Annotated in this window: 13 protein-coding genes; 3 read left to right on the forward strand and 10 right to left on the reverse strand. The window is 70.4% G+C overall.

Annotation, left to right across the window (positions count from 1 at the left end; all coding sequences use genetic code 11):
* The 3 genes from NR798_RS21235 to NR798_RS21245 are packed head-to-tail and all read right to left on the reverse strand — an operon-like array spanning position 1 to position 4,436.
* Complete coding sequence (locus NR798_RS21235; protein ID WP_375773307.1) at positions 1-903, reverse strand: c-type cytochrome; 903 nt, start codon at positions 901-903, stop codon at positions 1-3.
* 15 nt (positions 904-918) lie between these two features.
* On the reverse strand, positions 919-1,938 hold the full coding sequence (locus NR798_RS21240) for an SCO family protein (RefSeq protein WP_375773308.1): 1,020 nt from the start codon (positions 1,936-1,938) through the stop codon (positions 919-921).
* The gene (locus NR798_RS21245) at positions 1,911-4,436 is read right to left on the reverse strand and encodes a cache domain-containing protein (protein ID WP_375773309.1); all 2,526 of its coding nucleotides are present in this window, start codon (positions 4,434-4,436) and stop codon (positions 1,911-1,913) included. Before NR798_RS21245 ends, NR798_RS21240 begins: the two co-directional genes overlap by 28 nt.
* Positions 4,437-4,676: 240 nt before the next feature.
* On the opposite strand from NR798_RS21245, the gene NR798_RS21250 reads away from it, so the two are divergent.
* On the forward strand, positions 4,677-5,222 hold the full coding sequence (locus NR798_RS21250) for a hypothetical protein (protein ID WP_375773310.1): 546 nt from the start codon (positions 4,677-4,679) through the stop codon (positions 5,220-5,222).
* A 27-nt stretch (positions 5,223-5,249) separates the two neighbouring features.
* Here NR798_RS21250 and NR798_RS21255 read toward each other — a convergent pair whose 3' ends face one another.
* The 3 genes from NR798_RS21255 to NR798_RS21265 are packed head-to-tail and all read right to left on the reverse strand — an operon-like array spanning position 5,250 to position 11,488.
* Positions 5,250-8,522 carry an efflux RND transporter permease subunit gene (locus NR798_RS21255; RefSeq protein ID WP_375773311.1) on the reverse strand — a complete coding sequence of 1,091 codons (3,273 nt, stop codon included), beginning with the start codon at positions 8,520-8,522 and terminating at the stop codon, positions 5,250-5,252.
* 4 nt (positions 8,523-8,526) lie between these two features.
* Positions 8,527-9,951 (reverse strand): efflux RND transporter periplasmic adaptor subunit, encoded by a 1,425-nt coding sequence (locus NR798_RS21260; protein WP_375773312.1) that lies wholly within the window; start codon positions 9,949-9,951, stop codon positions 8,527-8,529.
* A gap of 13 nt (positions 9,952-9,964) precedes the next feature.
* The gene (locus NR798_RS21265) at positions 9,965-11,488 is read right to left on the reverse strand and encodes a TolC family protein (RefSeq protein ID WP_375773313.1); all 1,524 of its coding nucleotides are present in this window, start codon (positions 11,486-11,488) and stop codon (positions 9,965-9,967) included.
* Between the two features lie 198 nt (positions 11,489-11,686).
* On the opposite strand from NR798_RS21265, the gene NR798_RS21270 reads away from it, so the two are divergent.
* Positions 11,687-13,132: an ATP-binding protein gene (locus tag NR798_RS21270; RefSeq protein WP_375773314.1), complete on the forward strand. Its 1,446-nt coding sequence runs from the start codon at positions 11,687-11,689 to the stop codon at positions 13,130-13,132.
* 3 nt (positions 13,133-13,135) lie between these two features.
* Positions 13,136-14,536, forward strand: coding sequence for a sigma-54-dependent transcriptional regulator (locus NR798_RS21275; RefSeq protein ID WP_375773315.1), 1,401 nt, complete (start codon positions 13,136-13,138; stop codon positions 14,534-14,536).
* A gap of 204 nt (positions 14,537-14,740) precedes the next feature.
* Here NR798_RS21275 and NR798_RS21280 read toward each other — a convergent pair whose 3' ends face one another.
* From NR798_RS21280 to NR798_RS21295, 4 genes are all read right to left on the reverse strand, one after another.
* The gene (locus NR798_RS21280) at positions 14,741-15,094 is read right to left on the reverse strand and encodes a cupredoxin domain-containing protein (protein ID WP_375773316.1); all 354 of its coding nucleotides are present in this window, start codon (positions 15,092-15,094) and stop codon (positions 14,741-14,743) included.
* A 206-nt stretch (positions 15,095-15,300) separates the two neighbouring features.
* Positions 15,301-16,200: a 1,4-dihydroxy-2-naphthoyl-CoA synthase gene (locus NR798_RS21285; protein WP_375773317.1), complete on the reverse strand. Its 900-nt coding sequence runs from the start codon at positions 16,198-16,200 to the stop codon at positions 15,301-15,303.
* Positions 16,201-16,268: 68 nt separating this feature from the next.
* A complete protein-coding gene (locus tag NR798_RS21290) occupies positions 16,269-16,934 on the reverse strand; it encodes a methyltransferase family protein (protein ID WP_375773318.1) in 666 nt (221 codons plus the stop codon).
* Between the two features lie 182 nt (positions 16,935-17,116).
* Positions 17,117-17,809, reverse strand: a complete 693-nt coding sequence (locus NR798_RS21295) for a hypothetical protein (RefSeq protein ID WP_375773319.1) — start codon at positions 17,807-17,809, stop codon at positions 17,117-17,119.
* Positions 17,810-17,866 lie beyond the last annotated feature (57 nt).

A 17,866-nucleotide genomic window follows, 5' to 3' on the forward strand; every position in this document is an offset into this window, starting at 1 on the left:
TCACTCCGCGGTCCGCAGGTTCACGAGGTAGCTGATGAGATCCGCCATCTCCTGCGGGGACAGCGTCTCGCCATACAGGGGCATGGTGCTGGTCTGGGCACAGGGCCCCTGTCCGGCGCACTCGGGGGCGATGAAGGCGCCCGGGTTGAGCAGGGACTCATAGGCGTACTGCGCCGCGCTCATGCCCGCGACACGCGTGGCGCCCACCCGCGAGAAGTTGGCCAGCACGGGGCCGATGCGGCGCTCCCTCGGCTCCGCGGGATTGCCATGACAGGAGATGCAGGCGAGCCGTCCGTGGAACAGGGCCGAGCCCGCGTCGGCATTGCCCGGGGGCAGCGCCTCCACGCGCCGGGGCCAGCCAGGAGGGCCCTCGCTGGCACTCCGGGGACGCCGGGTGGAGAGCAGGGCGGCGCGCTCCGTGCCGCGCTCCCACTCCAGGCGCAGGGCGGAGGTGGTGGGCGGGACGTCGAAGCCCAGCGTCACGGACAGCACCTCCGAGGGCCGCACGGTGAACGTGGCGGAGCCCCCCATCGAGGCGCGCCACTGCGTGCCCGTCGTGGTGTCGGTGAGCAGCAGCTCTCCCGCGGTGAAGCCGCTCGGGAGGCTCCGAGGGTTGAAGACGGTGAGTTCCACGGCGAGGCGGCGCTGTCCGGGCGCCGGTGCTCCGGGCACGGCGGGCAGGGTCGCCGTGTCCCCATGGTCCGTCGGCTCGTGCAGCCAGACGGCTCGCTCCAAGCGCAGCCGGAGCCCGCTCAGCTCGGCTTCCCTCCGGGACTGGACAGTCCAGGTCTGGAGCGCGAGCACGCCTCCGGCGAGCGTGGCCAGCAGCGCGAGCCCGCACGCCACCCACCTCGTGCCGGTGCGGCCGTGCTGCCGGGCGTTGCTCTCCGAGGTTGGATGCATGGTGGCCCCGCGTGGCTACGGCTCGTCCGCGCCCGGTGCGGAAACGGGGACGGTGAGGTGGACGGTGCCCGCCTTCTCGAAGTGCAGGGTGAGGGGAAGGCTCGTGGGCGAGGACTCGACGGCGTACAGCATGAGGTGCTTGCCCCCTGGCGCCAGCTCGACGCGGCCCTTCGCTGGCACCGCGAAGCCCTCGGGCCGCGGGTGCATCTGCAGCAGCTCTCCCTGTGCGATGACCTCGTGCAGCTCCACCCGCCCGGCGGTGCTGGACTCGGCGCCGACGAGCCGATCCTCCCGCCCGCTCGTATTCACCAGCGTGAGGTAGACGGCCCCGACGCGAGCCGGTGTCAGCCGCGCGCGGGCCTTCTCCACCCGGACCCCGGCCACGGGCGCTCCGTCCTCCTCCAGGAGGCGCTCGACCTCCTGCTGCAGCCGCTCGACGGACACGGTGTAGGGCATGCGCGCGCGCAACGCACCCGCCTTGTCCACGAGGAAGAAGGCCCCGGTGTGATCGACGGTGTAGGGCAGCTCTCCGGTGGTGAAGGGGTGCTCGCGGTAGCGCGCGGCGTCCGGGTAGCGGCGGTTGGCGGTGACGCGCCAGGCGGACAACATCGGCGCGAGGGCCTCCGCGTCCAGGCGCAGGCCCGTGAAACGCGGGTTGAAGGCATGCACGTACGCCTCGAGCTGTTGCGCACTGTCGCGCTCGGGGTCCACGGAGACGAAGACGACCTCCACGTCCCGCGCGGCCTCGCCCAGCCGGCCATGGAGCCGCTGGAGCTGGGAGAGGGTGGTGGGGCACACGTCCGGGCAGGCCGTGTAGCCGAAGGACAGCAGCACCACCTTGCCCCGTTGCTCGCTCAGCCGGAACACTCCGCCCGAGGCGAGGGGCGCTTCCAGGGCCGGAGCGGGTTGCACGGGCACCACCGCGAAGTCCTCGCCCCGCTCCTTGCGGCACCCGGCCGCGAGCAGCACGAGGGCCAGCGCGGGCATCAGCCGCCGAGCCCATCCCTTCACCCCGTGGACTGTTCGTCCTCCCATGTCGCTCCTCTCCCGCCGGGCAGCAGCCAAGGGGCTGAGTTAAGGGGGCGGGGCCCTGGTGGCGAGGTGCCCCGGAGGACGAGGCTCCTGTCGGATTTCGCGCGAAGGCGGCTCAGCTGTACGTCGGGGAGTCCTTCTCGGCCGAGGCGGGGCTCAACGGAAGGCTGAAGCAGAACGTGGAGCCCTCGCCCGGGTGGCTCTCCAGCCAGATGCGGCCCCCATGCGCCTCGATGATGATCGAACCGCTGGCGCTCCAGCTTCGGCGGCCCCGGCGCCATCCTCACGGCCGCGAACAGGTGCTCCACCAGCCGGGAGATGCGCCGCGTGTTCCTCGCGATGATGTGGAGCCCCTTCTGCTGGCGCGGTGTGAGCACCTCCAGGTTGAGCAGCAGCTCCGCCCACGTCTGGATGGACGTCACCGGCGTCTTCAGCTCGTGGGCCGCCGCCGACATGAACTCCTCGCGCAGCCGCAGGGCCGCGCGCAGCTCCTGGAACAGGCGGGCCTTCTCGATGGCCACCGCGAACAGCCGGCCTACCATGGTGTGGAACTCCAGCGCTCGCGAGGAGACGGGCCGGGGTGCATGGGTGAAGTAGGACATGACGCCGACCAGCCGCTCGTGCGAGTGCAGCGGCACCGCCACCATGCCCCGGTAGCCGCCCTCCCGCGCCAGCCACCCGGAGCGCGTGGGAGCTCCGCCCTCCAGCACGTCCTCGACGACCTGGATGCGCTCCTCCCGGGCCGCCTTCGCGGTGAGCAGGGGCGCGTTGAATGGCACCCGGCGCAGCCCTTCCGCCGCCGCCGCCGTCAGCTGATGCGAGCTGAGCAGCGACAACTCCTGGCGCTCCACATCCGCCAGCCAGAGCCCGATGCCATCGGCGCCCAGGCCATGGAGGCTCTGCTCGATGACCACGCGGGCGATCCGCTCCAGCTCCACCTCGCTGACGAGCGCCTGGCCGATGCGCGCCAGCGCCAGCTCCCGCTCGAACATCCTCGCCAGCTCCTCCTCCTCGCGCCGGCGCCGGGTGATGTCGCGCACCACCACCTCTCCGAAGATGAGCTGCCCGGACACGTCCCGCACCGGAGCGCCGTGCACGCTGAGCAGGCGCTCCTTTCCATTCTGGCCGCGCAGGAGCACCTCCACGTCCGTGAACGTCTCGCCAGCCAGGGCGCGGCGGATGGGCAGCTCCTCCGGCTCCATGGGGCGTCCGTCCGGATGCCGCATGTCCTGGAGCAGCACGGCGCCCGCGGGCGAGCCCCCCAGCGCCGAGCGTTCCCCGAGCCCGAGCAGCCGCAGGCCCGCGGGGTTGGCGTCCACCAGGCGTCCATCCGGACCGGTGAGGAAGATGGCATCCGGCACGCTGGCGATGATGGCGGCGAGCTGCTGGGCCTGGTGCTCGGCCTGGGCGCGCAGGGCATCCACCTCCACCTGGCGCTGGCTGAGGTGGGCCGCCATCTCGTTGAAGGCGGTGCCGAGCTCCTCCAGCTCATCGCCCGTGGAGATGTGGACGCGCCGGTGCATCTCTCCGCGCCCCAGCGCCTGCGAGGCGCCCTGCAGCTGCCGCACCGGCCGCGTGTAGAAGCGCGCCAGCACGGCCGCCAGGAGGATGTTGAGCAGCAGGATGCCGGTGAAGGCCGCGAGCCTCGTGCGTGCCCGCTCGTAGAGCGGCGCCATGGCGATGTCGGAGGGGATCGTCACGCCCACCGCCCAGGGGTAGCGGGGCACCTGGACGAAGGCGCCCAGCCGCTCGTCACCCTGGAGCGGACTGGTGAAGAGGGCCAGCCGCGAGGGCGTCCCGTGCAGTGCCGCCTGGAGGGGCTCGAAGCGGGCGTAGGCGTTGCTCTCCTCGAAGGAGAGCTCGGGCTTGCCGGTGTGGAAGGCCAGCCGGCCGTTGTGGTCGGCCAGGAAGAGATCCTGCCCCGGCTGGAAGCGCGCGGCCGCGTAGCGCTGCTCCAGCAGATCCGTCCGCAGCACCACGTTGAAGACCGCGATCGGCTGCCCGTCTGGCCCCCGGATGGGCGTGCTCACCAGCAGGCCCGTGCGGATGGGCCGCCGCAGCTCGAGCACCTCGGAGATGACCGGGGCGTTGGTGGCCATCACCTTCTGGAAGTAGGGACGATCTCCAATCCAGAGCCGGGGCTCGTTGGGGACGGTGGGGTTGCTCCAGCCGCGGTTGAGGCCGGTGGCATCGAAGACGGCGACGGAGTCATAGAGCGGGCTCTGGGCGGCCAGCTCCTTCAGGTGCGCGTCCAACTGGGGCGTGTCCAGGGTTCGCAGCAGCGGATCCTTGGACACCGCCCAGCCAAAGCTGATGGCCGCATCCAATGTCTCGGAGGCCTGCCCCGCCACGGCCTGGGCCGTCATGAATTGGACGTGGACGATGTCCTCCCGCGTCCTCTCCAGGTCGGACAGCAGGTCCACGAGCAGCAACCCCAGCACCGGCAAGAGCACGATGATGAACGCAACCAGGAGCTTGGCGTGGATCCGCAGGTGAAGCATGTCCGCTCTGGTGCGCCGACGTCCTTGCGAGAGAGGTTGATTCTCAGGGTTTGAGCAAGGTGTGGCTCCGTCCCTCCGCTGTCCACTCCCCTGGGACGTGGGATGTGTTCCTTCCGAGAACAAGCGAAGGGGACGCGGACCTGGGCGCCACCCTGGCTGCAAACTTCCGGCGGGGACGCGGAGTACGCTGCGCCGCTCTACAGGAGAGGTGGCATGGAACAGTCGCGAAGGAATGCGGGTATGGCGCTCGTCCTGACGAGCCTGGTGATGGGTTGCCCCGGGCCCGACCCCTCCGATGAAGGCACGTATGTGTATGACGGATACGGGACGATCGAGAGGGATCCGGCGTGCAAGCTCACGGGGAATCTCCAGCTCTCGTTGGGCGAAGGGGATGGGACGGACTTCACCCCGCTGGCGCCGGGCCAGGAGCCGGTCGTCTACCACGGGCCGCAAGGGGGCTCGCACCTGATCCTCGGCGTGTCGGTGGCCAACCCGGCCACGGAGTTTCCCGGACTGCAGGTGCAGTTCCTGCTCCAGCGTCAGCGCTGCACCACGGCCGAAAGCTGTCTGCCTCCCGAGACGATGGGACGCGATGAGCGGCTGGTGAACGACCCGCAGCGCTTCCTGCCCCAGGAAGGCGGTGCCGTGAGCGTCTCGGGCATCCTCGTCCTCCTGGGGGATTGGGATCCGGCCCAGAGCCGCCGCATCCAGGTCCAGGCGCTGGACCGCTGCGGGCGGGCCGGTGTCGCGTCGCTGGAGCTGGGCCCCCCGGGCTCCTGGCCCTGAGCCCGGGGCGGGCGCTCGTGGACGGCGTCAGGCGGAGAGCGTGGCCGGACCGGGCACCACCTCGCGACGCTTCCAGAGGAAATAGACGGCCGGGTAGACGAGCAGCTCCAGCAGGAAGCTGGTGGCCAGGCCGCCCACCATGGGCGCGGCAATGCGCTTCATCACGTCCGCGCCCGTTCCGGTGGACCACATGATGGGGAGCAGGCCCAGCATCGCCGCCAGCACCGTCATCGCCTTGGGCCGTACGCGCTTCACGGCCCCGTGGATGATGGCCTCCACCAGATCGCCCTCGGTGCGCAGCATTCCGCGCTGCTTCGCCTCGTCGTGGGACAGGTCGAGGAAGAGCAGCATGAAGGCACCGGTCTCGGCGTCCAGGCCCATCAGGGCAATCATCCCCACCCACACCGCGATGGAGACGTTGTAGTCGAGCGCCCAGAGCAGCCACACCGCGCCGATGGCGGAGAAGGGCACCGCCAGCATCACGAGGCCCGCCTTGAAGGCCGACTTCGTGTTCATGTACAGCAGCCCGAAGATGAGCACGAGCGTGAGCGGGATGACGAGCTTCAGCCGCTCCCGGACGCGCAGCATGTTCTCGTACTGCCCGCTCCACGTCATGGAGTAGCCGGGGGGCACCTTCACGCTCGCGGCCACGGCCTGCTTGGCGCGGTCCACGAAGCCGCCCACGTCGTACTTGGACGTATCGAAGTCCACGTAGACGTAGCCGGTGAGCATGCCGTTCTCGTTGCGGATCATCGAGGGGCCATGGGCGAGCACCACGTCCGCGATGGCCTCCATGGGAATCTGGCCCTTGCCGTCCGGGAGGGGCAGCAGCACGCGCTTGAGCGACTGGAGATCCTCGCGGTAGTCCCGCGCGTAGCGCACGTTGATGCCGTAGCGCTCGCGGCCCTCCACGGTGGTGGACTGGTTGTCGCCTCCCACCGCCGTCATCACCATCATGTTCGCGTCGTCCACGCTCAGGCCGTAGCGGGCGAGCTCGTCACGCTTGAGGACGAAGTCGAGGAAATAGCCGCCCGCCACGCGCTCGGCGAAGGCGCTGCGGGTGCCCTCCACCTTCGCCACCGCGGCCTCCGTCTCGCGGGCGATGCGCTCCACGGTGGCCAGGTCCGCGCCCATGATCTTGATGCCCACCGGCGTGCGGATACCGGTGGACAGCATGTCCAGCCGCCCCTTGATGGGCATGGTCCAGGCGTTGGAGATGCCCGGCAGCTGGAGCGCGGCGTTCATCTTCGACTCCAGCTCGGCCTGGGTGATGCGGTCGCGCCAGAAGGGACGCAGCATGCCCTTCAGCCACTCGGGAGCCCAGCCGCTGTACCAGCGCGGCACCTCGCGCCACTGGGACTCGGGGCGCAGCAGCACCGTCGTCTCCATCATGGTGAAGGGGGCTGGATCAGTGGAGGTGTTGGCGCGGCCGGCCTTGCCGAAGACCCGCTCCACCTCGGGGAACTGCATGAGCAGCTTGTCCTGCACCTGCAGCACGCGCTGCGCCTCGGCCACGGACATGCCGGGCTCCACCGCCGAGGGCATGTAGAGGAGGGTGCCCTCGTTGAGCGGAGGCATGAACTCGCTGCCCAGGTGCAGGTACACGGGGATGGTGGTGGCCACCAGCAGCGCGCTCACCGCCAGGGTGGCCTTGGCGTGACGCACGACGAAGCGGCAGGGGCCCTCGTAGAGCCGGTGCATCAGCCGGCTGATGGGGTGCCGCTCCTCCGAGTAGTACTTGCCCACGAGTGCGTGCGTCGCCACCGACGCCAGGAACTTCGGGCGGAAGTGGAAGGGCTCCACGCGCGCGAAGAGCATCCGCATGGCGGGGTCCAGCGTGATGGCCAGCAGCGCGGCGATGGCCATGGCGAGGTTCTTCGAATACGCCAGCGGGCGGAAGAGGCGGCCCTCCTGGTCCACCAGCGTGAAGATGGGCATGAAGGCCACGGCGATGACGAGCAGGCTGAAGAAGACGCCCGGCCCCACCTCCATCAGCGCCTCCAGCCGCACTTGGTGGAAGTCGCCCTTCTTCCCGTCCTTTATCCAGTGGTGGATCTTGTTGTACGCGTTCTCCACCTCGACGATGGCGCCGTCCACGAGCACGCCGATGGAGATGGCGATGCCCGCCAGCGACATGAGGTTGGCGTTCAGCCCCATCGCGTACATGGGGATGAAGGCCAGCGCCACCGACACCGGAATGGTGACGATGGGCACGATGGCGGACGGCACGTGCCACAGGAAGATGAGGATGATGAGGGAGACGATGATGATCTCCTCCACCAGCTTGTGCGTCACCGTGTCGATGGCGCGCTCGATGAGATCCGAGCGATCGTAGGTGGTGACGACCTCCACGCCCTCGGGCAGCGAGGGCTTCAGCTCCTCGAGCTTCGTCTTGATGCGCTCGATGACGTTGAGGGCGTTCTCCCCCTGGCGCATGACGACGATGCCGCCCACCACGTCTCCCTCGCCATCCAGGTCGGCCACGCCCCGGCGCAGTTCCGGGCCCAGCGTCACGCTGGCCACGTCCTTGATGGTGACGGGCGTGCCCCCCTGCGCCTTGAGGACGAGCTTCTCGATGTCCTCCACGCTCTTCACGTAGCCCCGGCCGCGGACCATGTACTCGCGCCCGGCCACCTCCACCAGCCGTCCCCCCACGTCGTTGTTGCCCTGGCGCACCGCGCGCACCACCGCGTCCAGCGACAGCCCGTAGCTGGCCAGCGTGTTGGGGTTGACCGTCACCTGGTACTGGCGCACCTGGCCGCCCACCGTCGCCACCTCGGAGACGCCCGGCACGCTCTGCAGGGCGTAGCGCAGGAACCAGTCCTGGTAGGAGCGCAGCTCGTCCAGCCGGTGCTTGCCGCTCTTGTCCACCAGCGCGTACTGGAACACCCACCCCACGCTGGTGGCGTCCGGGCCCAGCTCCACCTTCACGTCCGAGGGCAGCTGGGGGGTGATCTTCGACAGGTACTCGAGCACCCGCGTGCGCGCCCAGTACATGTCCGTGCCGTCCTCGAAGATGACGTACACGTAGCTGAAGCCGAAGTCGCTGAAGCCGCGCACCGCCTTCACCTTCGGGGCGCCCAGCAGCGCGGTGGTGATGGGGTAGGTGACCTGGTCCTCGATGATGTCGGGGCTGCGATCCCACCGGCCGTAGACGATGACCTGGGTGTCGGACAGGTCCGGCAGCGCGTCCAGCGGGGTGTTCCGCATGGTCCACGACGCGAAGATGAGCGCCACCACGGTGGCCGCGATGACCAGGTACTTGTTCTCCGCCGAGAAGCGGATGATGGCTCGGATCATGGGCTCAGTGACCTCCGTGGCCGGAGGCGGCGGGGGGCTCCGGGGGCGGAGCGGAGGGCGCGGACGCCGGGGCACTCCCCGAGGAGGAGGCCGCCAGCGCCGCCAGCGAGGCGCGCAGGCGCGATTCGGAGTCGACGAGGAAGTTGGCGCCGGTGACGACCTGCTCGCCTGCCTTCAGGCCCGATGTCACCTCCACGCTCTTTCCATCCGACTCGCCCAGGCGCACCTCGCGGGGCTGGAAGCGGCCCTCGCCGAGCGCCACGAAGACGACCTGGGTGGTGCCGGTGGGGACGACCGCGTCGGAGGGGATCTTCAGTCCCTCGCGCGCCGTGCCCCGGAGCACCACCTCGCCGAACATCTCCGGGCGCAGGTCGCCATCGGGGTTGGGGAACTCCAGGCGCACCTTCACCGTCCGCGTGGCCGGATCGAGCACTGGATCCAGGAAGGCCACCTTCCCGGCGAAGACGCGGTGGGGGAAGGCCTTGAGCTGGAGCGTGGCGGTCATGCCCACCTTCACGTGGCGCAGCTCGCTCTCGTACACGTCGGCGAGCACCCAGACGCGCGACAGGTCGACGATCTCATAGGGCGTGGCGCCGACCTCCAGGCGCGCGCCCTCCACGACGTCCTTCTTGGTGATGACCCCGGAGATGGGCGACACCAGGGTGAGGGAGCGGGTGGCCTCGCCCGTCTCGGCGAGCCGCTCGAGGGTGGCCGCTGGCACGTCCCACAACTGCAGCTTGCGCCGGGCCGCCGCGACCAGGGCGTCGCCGTCCGCGGACATCCCTCCGGTCTGGCCCAGGGCCTGACGGGTGCGCAGGGCCAGCAGGTACTCCTCCTGGGCCGCGAGCAGCTCGGGGCTGTAGACGGAGAAGAGCGGCTCCCCGCGCTGCACCGGCTTGCCCGTGAAGTCCGCGTACACGCGCTCGACGAAGGCGGGCACCTTCAGGGTGACGCGGCGCACGCGGGTCTCGTCCATGGCCACGCGGCCGTTGGTCCGCCACGTTCCCCCCACCTTGCCCTCCGTCACCGGCGCGGTGCGCAGGCCGATGAGCTGCTGGCGCGAGGGGTCGATGGTGACCGGGGCCAGTCCCTCCACCGCGGGCGTGCCCGGATCGCCGGGAGCCGCCGAGGTGGGCGTCATCGGCACCAGATCCATGCCGCAGATGGGGCACTTGCCCGGTTGGTCCTGCACGACGCTCGGGTGCATCGGGCACTGGTACTTCGTGGCCGCGGGCTCGGAGGCGGCCGGAGTGGTGGCCGCGGTGGCTGGGGCGTGGGCCTCGTGCGCCTCGTCCCTATGCGCCAGCAGGTGCACGGCGCCGCCGCCGAGGACCGCGCTGGCCAGTGCCGTCGCGGCGAGCGCGGCGGCTCCGAAGTGGCGGCGCGAGGGAGGCGGCGAGGGAGGGAGTGGGGGAGTCTCGAGAGACATGGTTTCTCCAGGGCTACATCCCTGACATGGAGGAAGAGGAGGCGGGGGCGGCACCCGGCGAGCCACCCGCTGGGGAAGCGCCGCGCGCGGGAGCGGACGGGGTGCCACCGGTGCCGGGCATGCTCCCCGCGCTCTGGGCGGTGCCGCCCATGGAGGCCACGGGCTCCAGGCTCACCTCGGCCTGGGCGATGGCGAGGCGCTGCGCGTCGGCGAGCGTGCGCAGGTAGTCCTCCTCGTCGCGGATGATGCCGGTGTTGGCCTCCAGCACCGAGGCGAACGAGGCGCGTCCGACGCGGTACTGCGTCAGGGTGCTCTCGGCCGTCGCCGCCGACTGCATCAGGAGGCCCTCGCGGTAGATGGCCGCGGTGTCGCGCAGCGCGGCCAGGGCGATGAGGCGCTCCTGCACCCGCAGGCGCAGCACCTGCTCCAGGGCCTCCGCCGCATGGGCCGTGGCCTCGGCCTGGGCGCTGCTCTCGGCCACCACGCGCTTCTGTTTGCTCCCGGAGAAGATGGGCAGGTTGACGCCGACGTTGGCCTGCCACATGGGAGGGAAGTCCCCGCCCCGGGGCATCACCCCCGCGCTCACGGTGAAGTCGGGCAGGCGTTCCCGGCGAGCCAACGCCACCTGCTGTCCGGCCTGTGCCACCAGCGCGCGCTGCTCGGCCAGCTCGGGGCTGCGCTCGAGCGCGTCCCTCGTCGCGGCTTCGGTATCACCGAGCTCGGGCACGCCCAGGTCGCGCACGCGCGTGGTGGTGGGCAGGGGCGCCTCCAGGGGCCGGCCGCTCAGCCGGTTCAGGGTCCGCACGCGGGTGTTCTCCTCGGCGCGCAGGGCGAGCTGACGCTGGCGCAGCCGGTTGAGCTCGAGCTGGGCACGCAGCAGGTCCGACTGGGCCCCCTCGCCGGTCTCGTAGCGGATGCGGGCCATGTCGGCGGACTGCTTCCAGAGCGCCTGCAGCCGGTCCAGAAGGACGAGCCGCTCGCGCACCAGCAACAGGTCCAGGTAGCCCCGGCGCACCTCGGCCTCGATGGACAGCCGCGTGCGCGCCACCTGCGCCGACGTGGCCTTGGCGCCGAGCTGGGCCACCTCGGTGCGCAGCTCGCGCTTGCCCGGGAAGGGCAGGGCCTGGGAGGCCATGATGCTGAAGTAGCTGCCCTCCATCTCGCCAATCATCAGGCCGTTGAAACCGTCGTTCTGGATGCCCAGCTGCAGCACCGGGTCCGGCAGGGCACCGGCCTGGGGGACACGCTGCAGGGCCGCCCGCACCTGGGCCTCGGCCTGGCGCAGCTCCGGGCGCGTCTCGAGGGCCTCCGCGAGCAGCTGCGTCAGCGCCGGATCCGCTGGCGGCACGGGCGCGGAGGCGGCTTGCGTGGAGGGCGTGCGGGTGTCCTCCTGCGCGAACGCCGCCAGGGGCGAGAGCAGCGCCAGCACGAGGGCGAAGGATCCTCCGCGGTGGCGTCGGCCGCCCGAGGTGGAGCCTGGCTGGGAAGAGTCGTGGGAGGGTTGCACGGCGATGGGGTTGTGCACGGTATGTGCCACGGGGCGTGTCCCGCCCGGACGAGCCGGCCCCTCGGGCGTGGCGTGCTCCAGGCTCGGAGAACGCGGCGCGACAGGAGCCGGGGATGTCACGGTGTAACCCGGCGAATCACATCCGCCCCGGGGAAACGTGTGCCTACGCTGGGGAGGGCAGGTGGCACCCGGCTTGCGTACTAATGACGGATGGAGGAGCGCTCATCCATGCAGGTCCCCTCAGGCACCGCCCGGCGTCTCAGCCTGGCCCTCGCCGCCCTGGTCTCCCTCTTCGTGGTGTCCTCCGTGCTGGTGCTCGTGCACATGCGGGAGATTCATTCCCGCATGGTCGAGATGCAGGCGCGGCAGCATGCCGTCCGCTCGGCGCTCGAGGTGGCCAGTGCCATCCGCGACACCTATGCCCACCAGGCTCACACCCTCATCCTGGGCAATGACAGCCACCTGCACTTCTACGAGACGGCTGCCCGCCGGGTGACCCGGCTGACGGAGGAGATGAAGGCGCAGGCCCTCGGGCCCGAGGAGCGGGCCTGGGTGGAGGACATCGAACGGGCACAGGGCTCGCTGGACACGCTCTTCCGCGAAGCGCTGTTGCCCGCGGTGCTGGCGGGACGGCAGGAGGACATGGAGCGCGAGCATGGCCGGGCGCTGGGGCTCGTGTCGCAGATGGAGGAGCGCACGGACCGGCTGGTGAGCCACTTCAACCGCTCGGTGGACGCGGCCGAGGCGCGCGTGGCCGAGCTCCAAAGCTCCGCCTTCCAGTGGACGCTGTTCTTCCTGGTAGGCGCGCCGCTGCTGGCCATCGGGGTGGGCCTCTACATCGTGCGCTCGGTGGCCCGGCCCGTGGCGCGGCTGCGCGAGGGCGCGGCGCGGCTGGCCGCGGGAGACATGCACGCGCGCATCGACATCGCGGCCCCCGACGAGTTCGGCGAGCTGGCCCGCCAGTTCAACGCCATGACGGCGGCGCTGCGCGAGCACCAGGAGCGGCTGGTGCAGAGCGAGAAGCTCGCGGGAATCGGCCGGCTGGCGGCGGGCGTGGCGCATGAGATCAACAACCCGCTCACCGTCATCCTCGGCTATGTGGGAATGATGAAGAAGAAGGCGGAGGGGAGCCTGCGCGAGGATCTCCAGGTCATCGAGGACGAGGCGATGCGCAGCCGGAACATCGTCCAGGATCTGCTCGCGCTCTCGCGTCCGCTGCAGGCCGAGCCGGAGCCGGTGGACCTGCGGGCCTTGTGCGAGGACGTGGTGGAGCGGCTGAGGCAGGGAGGGCAGTTGGGCGCGGTGCGGGTGGAGGTGGAGGGCGAGGCGCGGACGGCGGGACACCTGACGAAGCTGCGCCAGGTGGTGCTCAACCTGGTGCGCAACGCGGTGGATGCGTGCGGAGCCGAGGGGCGGGTGCGGGTGCGCCTGGCGCAGACGGAGAAGGGGGCGGAGCTGCACGTGGAGGACACGGGCCCGGGCCTGAGCGTCACGGCGCGCGAGCGCCTCTTCGAGCCCTTCTTCACCACGAAGCCCAGCGGGACGGGGCTGGGCCTGGCCATCAGCCAGAGCATCGTGCAGGCGCACGGGGGCAACCTGGAGGCTGCCCCGGGGATGGGGCCCGGAGCACACTTCACCGTGTGGCTGCCCTCCACGTCGCCGGAGAGGGCGTGAGACATGGAGACGCGCGGACGTGTGCTGGTGGTGGACGACAAGGAGAACATCCTCAAGCTGTTCGCCCGGCTGCTGGGCGACACCTATGAGGTGACGTGCGCGGAGGACGGGGCGCGGGCGCTGGCGCTGGTGGCGGCGCGGGAGTTCGACGTCGTGGTGTCCGACGTGCGCATGCCGGGCGCGGACGGCTTCGAGGTGCTGCGTGCCGTGAAGTCCCGCTACCCGGATACCGAGGTGGTGATGATGACGGGCTTCGCCACGGTGCCGGATGCGGTGGAGGCGATGCGGGCAGGGGCCTTCGACTACCTCCAGAAGCCCTTCCTTCCCGACGCCGCCGTCGAGCTGGTGGCGCGGGCGATGGAGCGACGGCGGCTGCGCTTGCAGGCGGAGGTGCTGGGGGGGACGGCACCGGACTCGGACTTCACCTTCACCGGGGTGGTGGGCCGCAGCGTGGCGATGCAGGAGGCGCACCGGCTCATCGAGCAGGCGGCGCGCCTGGACATCACGGTGCTGCTGACGGGCGAGACGGGCACGGGCAAGGAGCTGGCGGCGCGGGCCGTCCACCTCAACAGCGCCCGGCGTGAGCGCCCCTTCGTGGCCGTCAACTGCGGGGCCCTGCCGGCGGAGCTCGTGGAGAGCGAGCTGTTTGGCCACGGCAAGGGCGCCTTCACGGGTGCGGCCCAGGCCAAGGCGGGCCTCTTCGAGGAGGCCCATGGCGGAACGCTCTTCCTGGATGAGGTGGGGGAGCTGCCGCTGAACGCGCAGGTGAAGCTGCTGCGCGTGCTGCAGGAGAAGGAGGTCCGGCGCGTGGGGGAGACCCGCTCCGTGCAGGTGGACGTGCGGGTGGTGGCGGCCACGCACCGTGACTTGCGTGCCGCGGCGGCCCAGGGGCGCTTCCGGGAGGATCTCTTCTACCGGCTCAATGTCTTCCCGGTGCAGCTGCCGCCCCTGCGCGAGCGCAAGGAGGACATTCCGGTGCTGGCGGCCCACCTGCTCGACAAGCACTGCAAGGCGATGGGGCGCACGCTGGAGGGGATGACGCCGGAGGCGTTGCGCGTGCTCATGGGCTACCCGTGGCCGGGCAACGTGCGGGAGCTGGAGAACGCCGTCATGCGCGCGGTGGCCGTGGCCACGGGGCCCCAGGTGACGGAGCGCGACCTGCCGCCCGAGGTGCGGGAGCGACAGGAGGGAGCGCTACCGGGCGGCGCGGCGAAGCATCTGCCCTACCGGGACGCGCTCGATCTGGCCCGGGATCGCTTCTCACGCGAGTACCTCACGGCCCTGCTGCGAGACTTCGAGGGGAACGTCACCCGTGCTGCCGAGCACGCCGGTATCGAGCGCGAGAGCCTGCACCGGCTGCTGAAGCGCTACAGCATCCGCTCCGACGACTTCAAGCCGCGCTGAGCCCGAACCCGCGCTGACAACCGCGCCCATTTCCCCTCGCCCTCCGGGAGAGGGACGGGGTGAGGGTGTCGGGTGTACCCGGGTTGAACCCATTGCGCACAGTGAGGGCCACGGGTTGAAGAACGGACCCGGGCACCCTCACCCTGACCCTCTCCCGAGGGGAGAGGGAATTTTGGGGGCTGGAGACCAACCGCGGCGCGCGGGCTACTGGATGGTGACGAGCCCGCGGATGTGGTCCATGGCGCAGGCGTAGCGCAGCGTGCCCGACTCGCTGGGGGTGAACTCCACCGTCACCGGCGTGTCCAGGGGGAGCGGTTGATTGATGCCCAGGTCGTCCAGGACGATCTCCTTGGCGCACGTCTTGTCCGTCTTGCGGGTGATCACCAGGCGGACCGGGTGTCCGGCCTTCACCTTCACGTTCGCGGGCTCGAAGCCCTTGGACGTCACCGTCAGCTCCACGGTGTGCACCCCGTTCTTGCCGGCCGGGCCCGCGGCGGCCGCGGGCGTGGCGGTGGTCAGGGCGAGGGCGGCAAGGGCTCCCATCAGGATCGTCTTCATCGGTTGGTCTCTCCCTCTGAGTGGACACCTATCCCCGAAGCACATCGCGTGCCGGGGGTACACCCGCCTGTTCTCGCGGGGTTGGCGCCATGAGGTGCCGGGCCGGAGTGCCCAGGCGGGTTTCCCTGTAACCCGCCCGGTCACGGCCCGGCTCATGCCTCCGTGCCTGGCAGGCAGGCGGAGCGGCGAGAGCCCATCCCGGCGTTCTAGTAGTGCCAGGGGAAGCGCTTGAAGTTCTTCTCGCGCTTCTCCAGGAAGGCGTCGCGGCCCTCCTGCGCCTCCTCGGTGCCGTAGGCGAGCCGCGTGGCCTCGCCCGCGAAGAGCTGCTGGCCCACCAGGCCGTCGTCGGGCAGGTTGAAGCCGTACTTCAGCATGCGCATCGCCGTGGGGCTCTTCGAGTTGATGAGGCGGGCCCACTCCAGGGCCGTGTCCTCGAGCTGCTCGTGGGGCACCGACGCGTTCACCGCGCCCATGGCGGCGGCCTGATCCGCCGTGTAGTCGAGCCCCAGGAAGAAGATCTCCCGCGCCTTCTTCTGGCCCACCTGCCGCGCCAGCAGCGCCGAGCCGTAGCCACTGTCGAAGCTGGCCACGTCCGGATCCGTCTGCTTGAACATCGCGTGCTCCTTGCTGGCCAGCGTCATGTCGCACACCACGTGCAGGCTGTGCCCGCCGCCCGCCGCCCACCCGGGCACCACGGCGATGACGATCTTCGGCATGAAGCGGATCAGCCGCTGCACCTCGAGGATGTGCAGCCGGCCCATGCGGCCCACGTCCGGCTTGTTGGCCGCGTCGCCCTCGTACTTGTAGCCATCCTTGCCGCGGATGCGCTGATCTCCGCCCGAGCAGAACGCCCAGCCGCCGTCCTTCGGCGAGGGGCCGTTGCCGGTGATGAGCACGCAGCCCACGTCCGTCGTCATGCGGGCATCGTCCAGCGCGGTGTACAGCTCGTCCACCGTCTTGGGCCGGAAGGCGTTGCGCACCTCGGGCCGGTTGAAGGCGATGCGCACCGTGCCGTGCTCCACCGAGCGGTGGTACGTGATGTCCTCGAACTTGAAGCCTTCCACCTCGCGCCAGCGCGCGGGATTGAAGATGGCGGAAACTGTCATGGTCGTTACTCCCTGGAAGGGGCCGCGACCCTAGTGACGCCCGCCCCGAGCGTCAATCGAGTGAGGGGCTACCAGATGCCGGGCACGAGCCGGTAGCGGGTCCGCTGCGTGTACTCGGTGTAGCCGGGGAGCTCGCGCTGGAGGGTGCGGTCCTCGAGCGCGGTGCGGAGGATGAACGCGGCCATGGCGATGAGCGCGGGCACGTACGCCCAGCGCGAGCCGAGGACGAGGGGCCAGGCCACCAGCATCATCAGGAGCCCGAGGTACATGGGGTGGCGCACGAAGCGGTAGGGGCCGGTGCTGATGACCTTGTGGTCCCGGTCCTTCTGCACGCGCACCGTCGTCTCCAGGTGCGGGTTGGCGGCGAAGGACCAGAGCATGGGAACCTGCCCCAGCACGTGCAGCAGCACGCCCGCGGGCATGCACCACGCGGGCAGCTCCGACCAGCCGTAGCGCCCGTTGTCGAGCCCCGCGACCACCGTCATGGTCAGCAGCATGGCCAGGTAGGTGTTGGTGATGAGCTTGTCGAAGGGCTTGGTGTCCTCGCGCTCCTTCCACCGCTCCTGGTTCAGCACGGGGTTGAGCACGCGCGTGCCGTAGGCGTTGGCCGCGAGGCTGAAGACGATCAGCCCCGCGAAGACCCAGCCGCCCCTCCAGTCGAGCCGGCCCGCGGAGACGAAGAGCAGTGCACCCATGGCGATCAAGCTGAGGGTGACGATCAACGACTGGGGCACGGCTCTCTTCTTCTCGGCGGCGAGCTCAGGGGGAATTGCTGGGCTTTGCTGCATGACGGCTTCTCCTGGGAAGGCGTGCATCATGTCCGAAGAGGCCCCGCGCGTGGGAGCCCAGGTGCTTCATTCGGACTTCCTCGGAAGCGGAGCGGGCCGCCGGGCATTCGACAGGAATGCTCGGACGCTCAGGGCTTCTTGGGCTGGACCGTGCCCTTCTTCTTGGGTTTCGGAGCGGGCTCCGGCTCATCGGTGTGGCGCACGTTCTTCTCGTCCACCCGGGTGAAGTCCGCGGGAACCTGGACGAGTGCTTCGTCCACCGGCCCTTCTTTGATGTCGCGCAGCTCGAGGATGTTGCCGTCCTCCAGGGCGATGCGCACCGGGGCGCCGAGCTTCGGGTCCACCCAGATCAAATGGGTGAGCCTCTTGCGGCCCTGCTGCGCCTTGTCGGGGTGGAGGATCCGCCACATCACCACCGGGCGGCCCGAGATCGTCTCCTCGCCGCCTTCGCGGACGCACGTGTAGGCCGGGTCCTTGGGACAGGGATTGCCGCTCGCATCGGTCAGCAGGAAGCCCAGGATGGAGTCTGGCTTTGGGGTGATGTCGCCCTCGAGGGCCACCTTGTCCGCTGGGAGGAGCATCCACCATTTGCCCTGGCCGTAGTCGAAGAGGGTGGCGACGGGGTCCTTGTCCCGCTGCATGCGGAGCACGTCACCGCGCACGGTGAGCCGCTCCTGCATGGAGGGCTTCTCGCCGTCATGGGCGAGGTTGTAGAGCGTGGCGGTGAAGCTCCTGGAAGGAGCGGCCGCCGGGGCCTGCACGAGCGCCACGGGCGCGGTGAAGAGGGCGGCTCCGGGCAGCCAGTACATCCAACGACGCATCGTGTCTCCTGTCTCTCCGCCAGGATGGGCGGAAGGGGAGGAGATCTACCACCGCTT

The sequence above is a fragment of the Archangium gephyra genome, from assembly GCF_042230915.1.
Classification (GTDB): domain Bacteria; phylum Myxococcota; class Myxococcia; order Myxococcales; family Myxococcaceae; genus Archangium; species Archangium gephyra_B.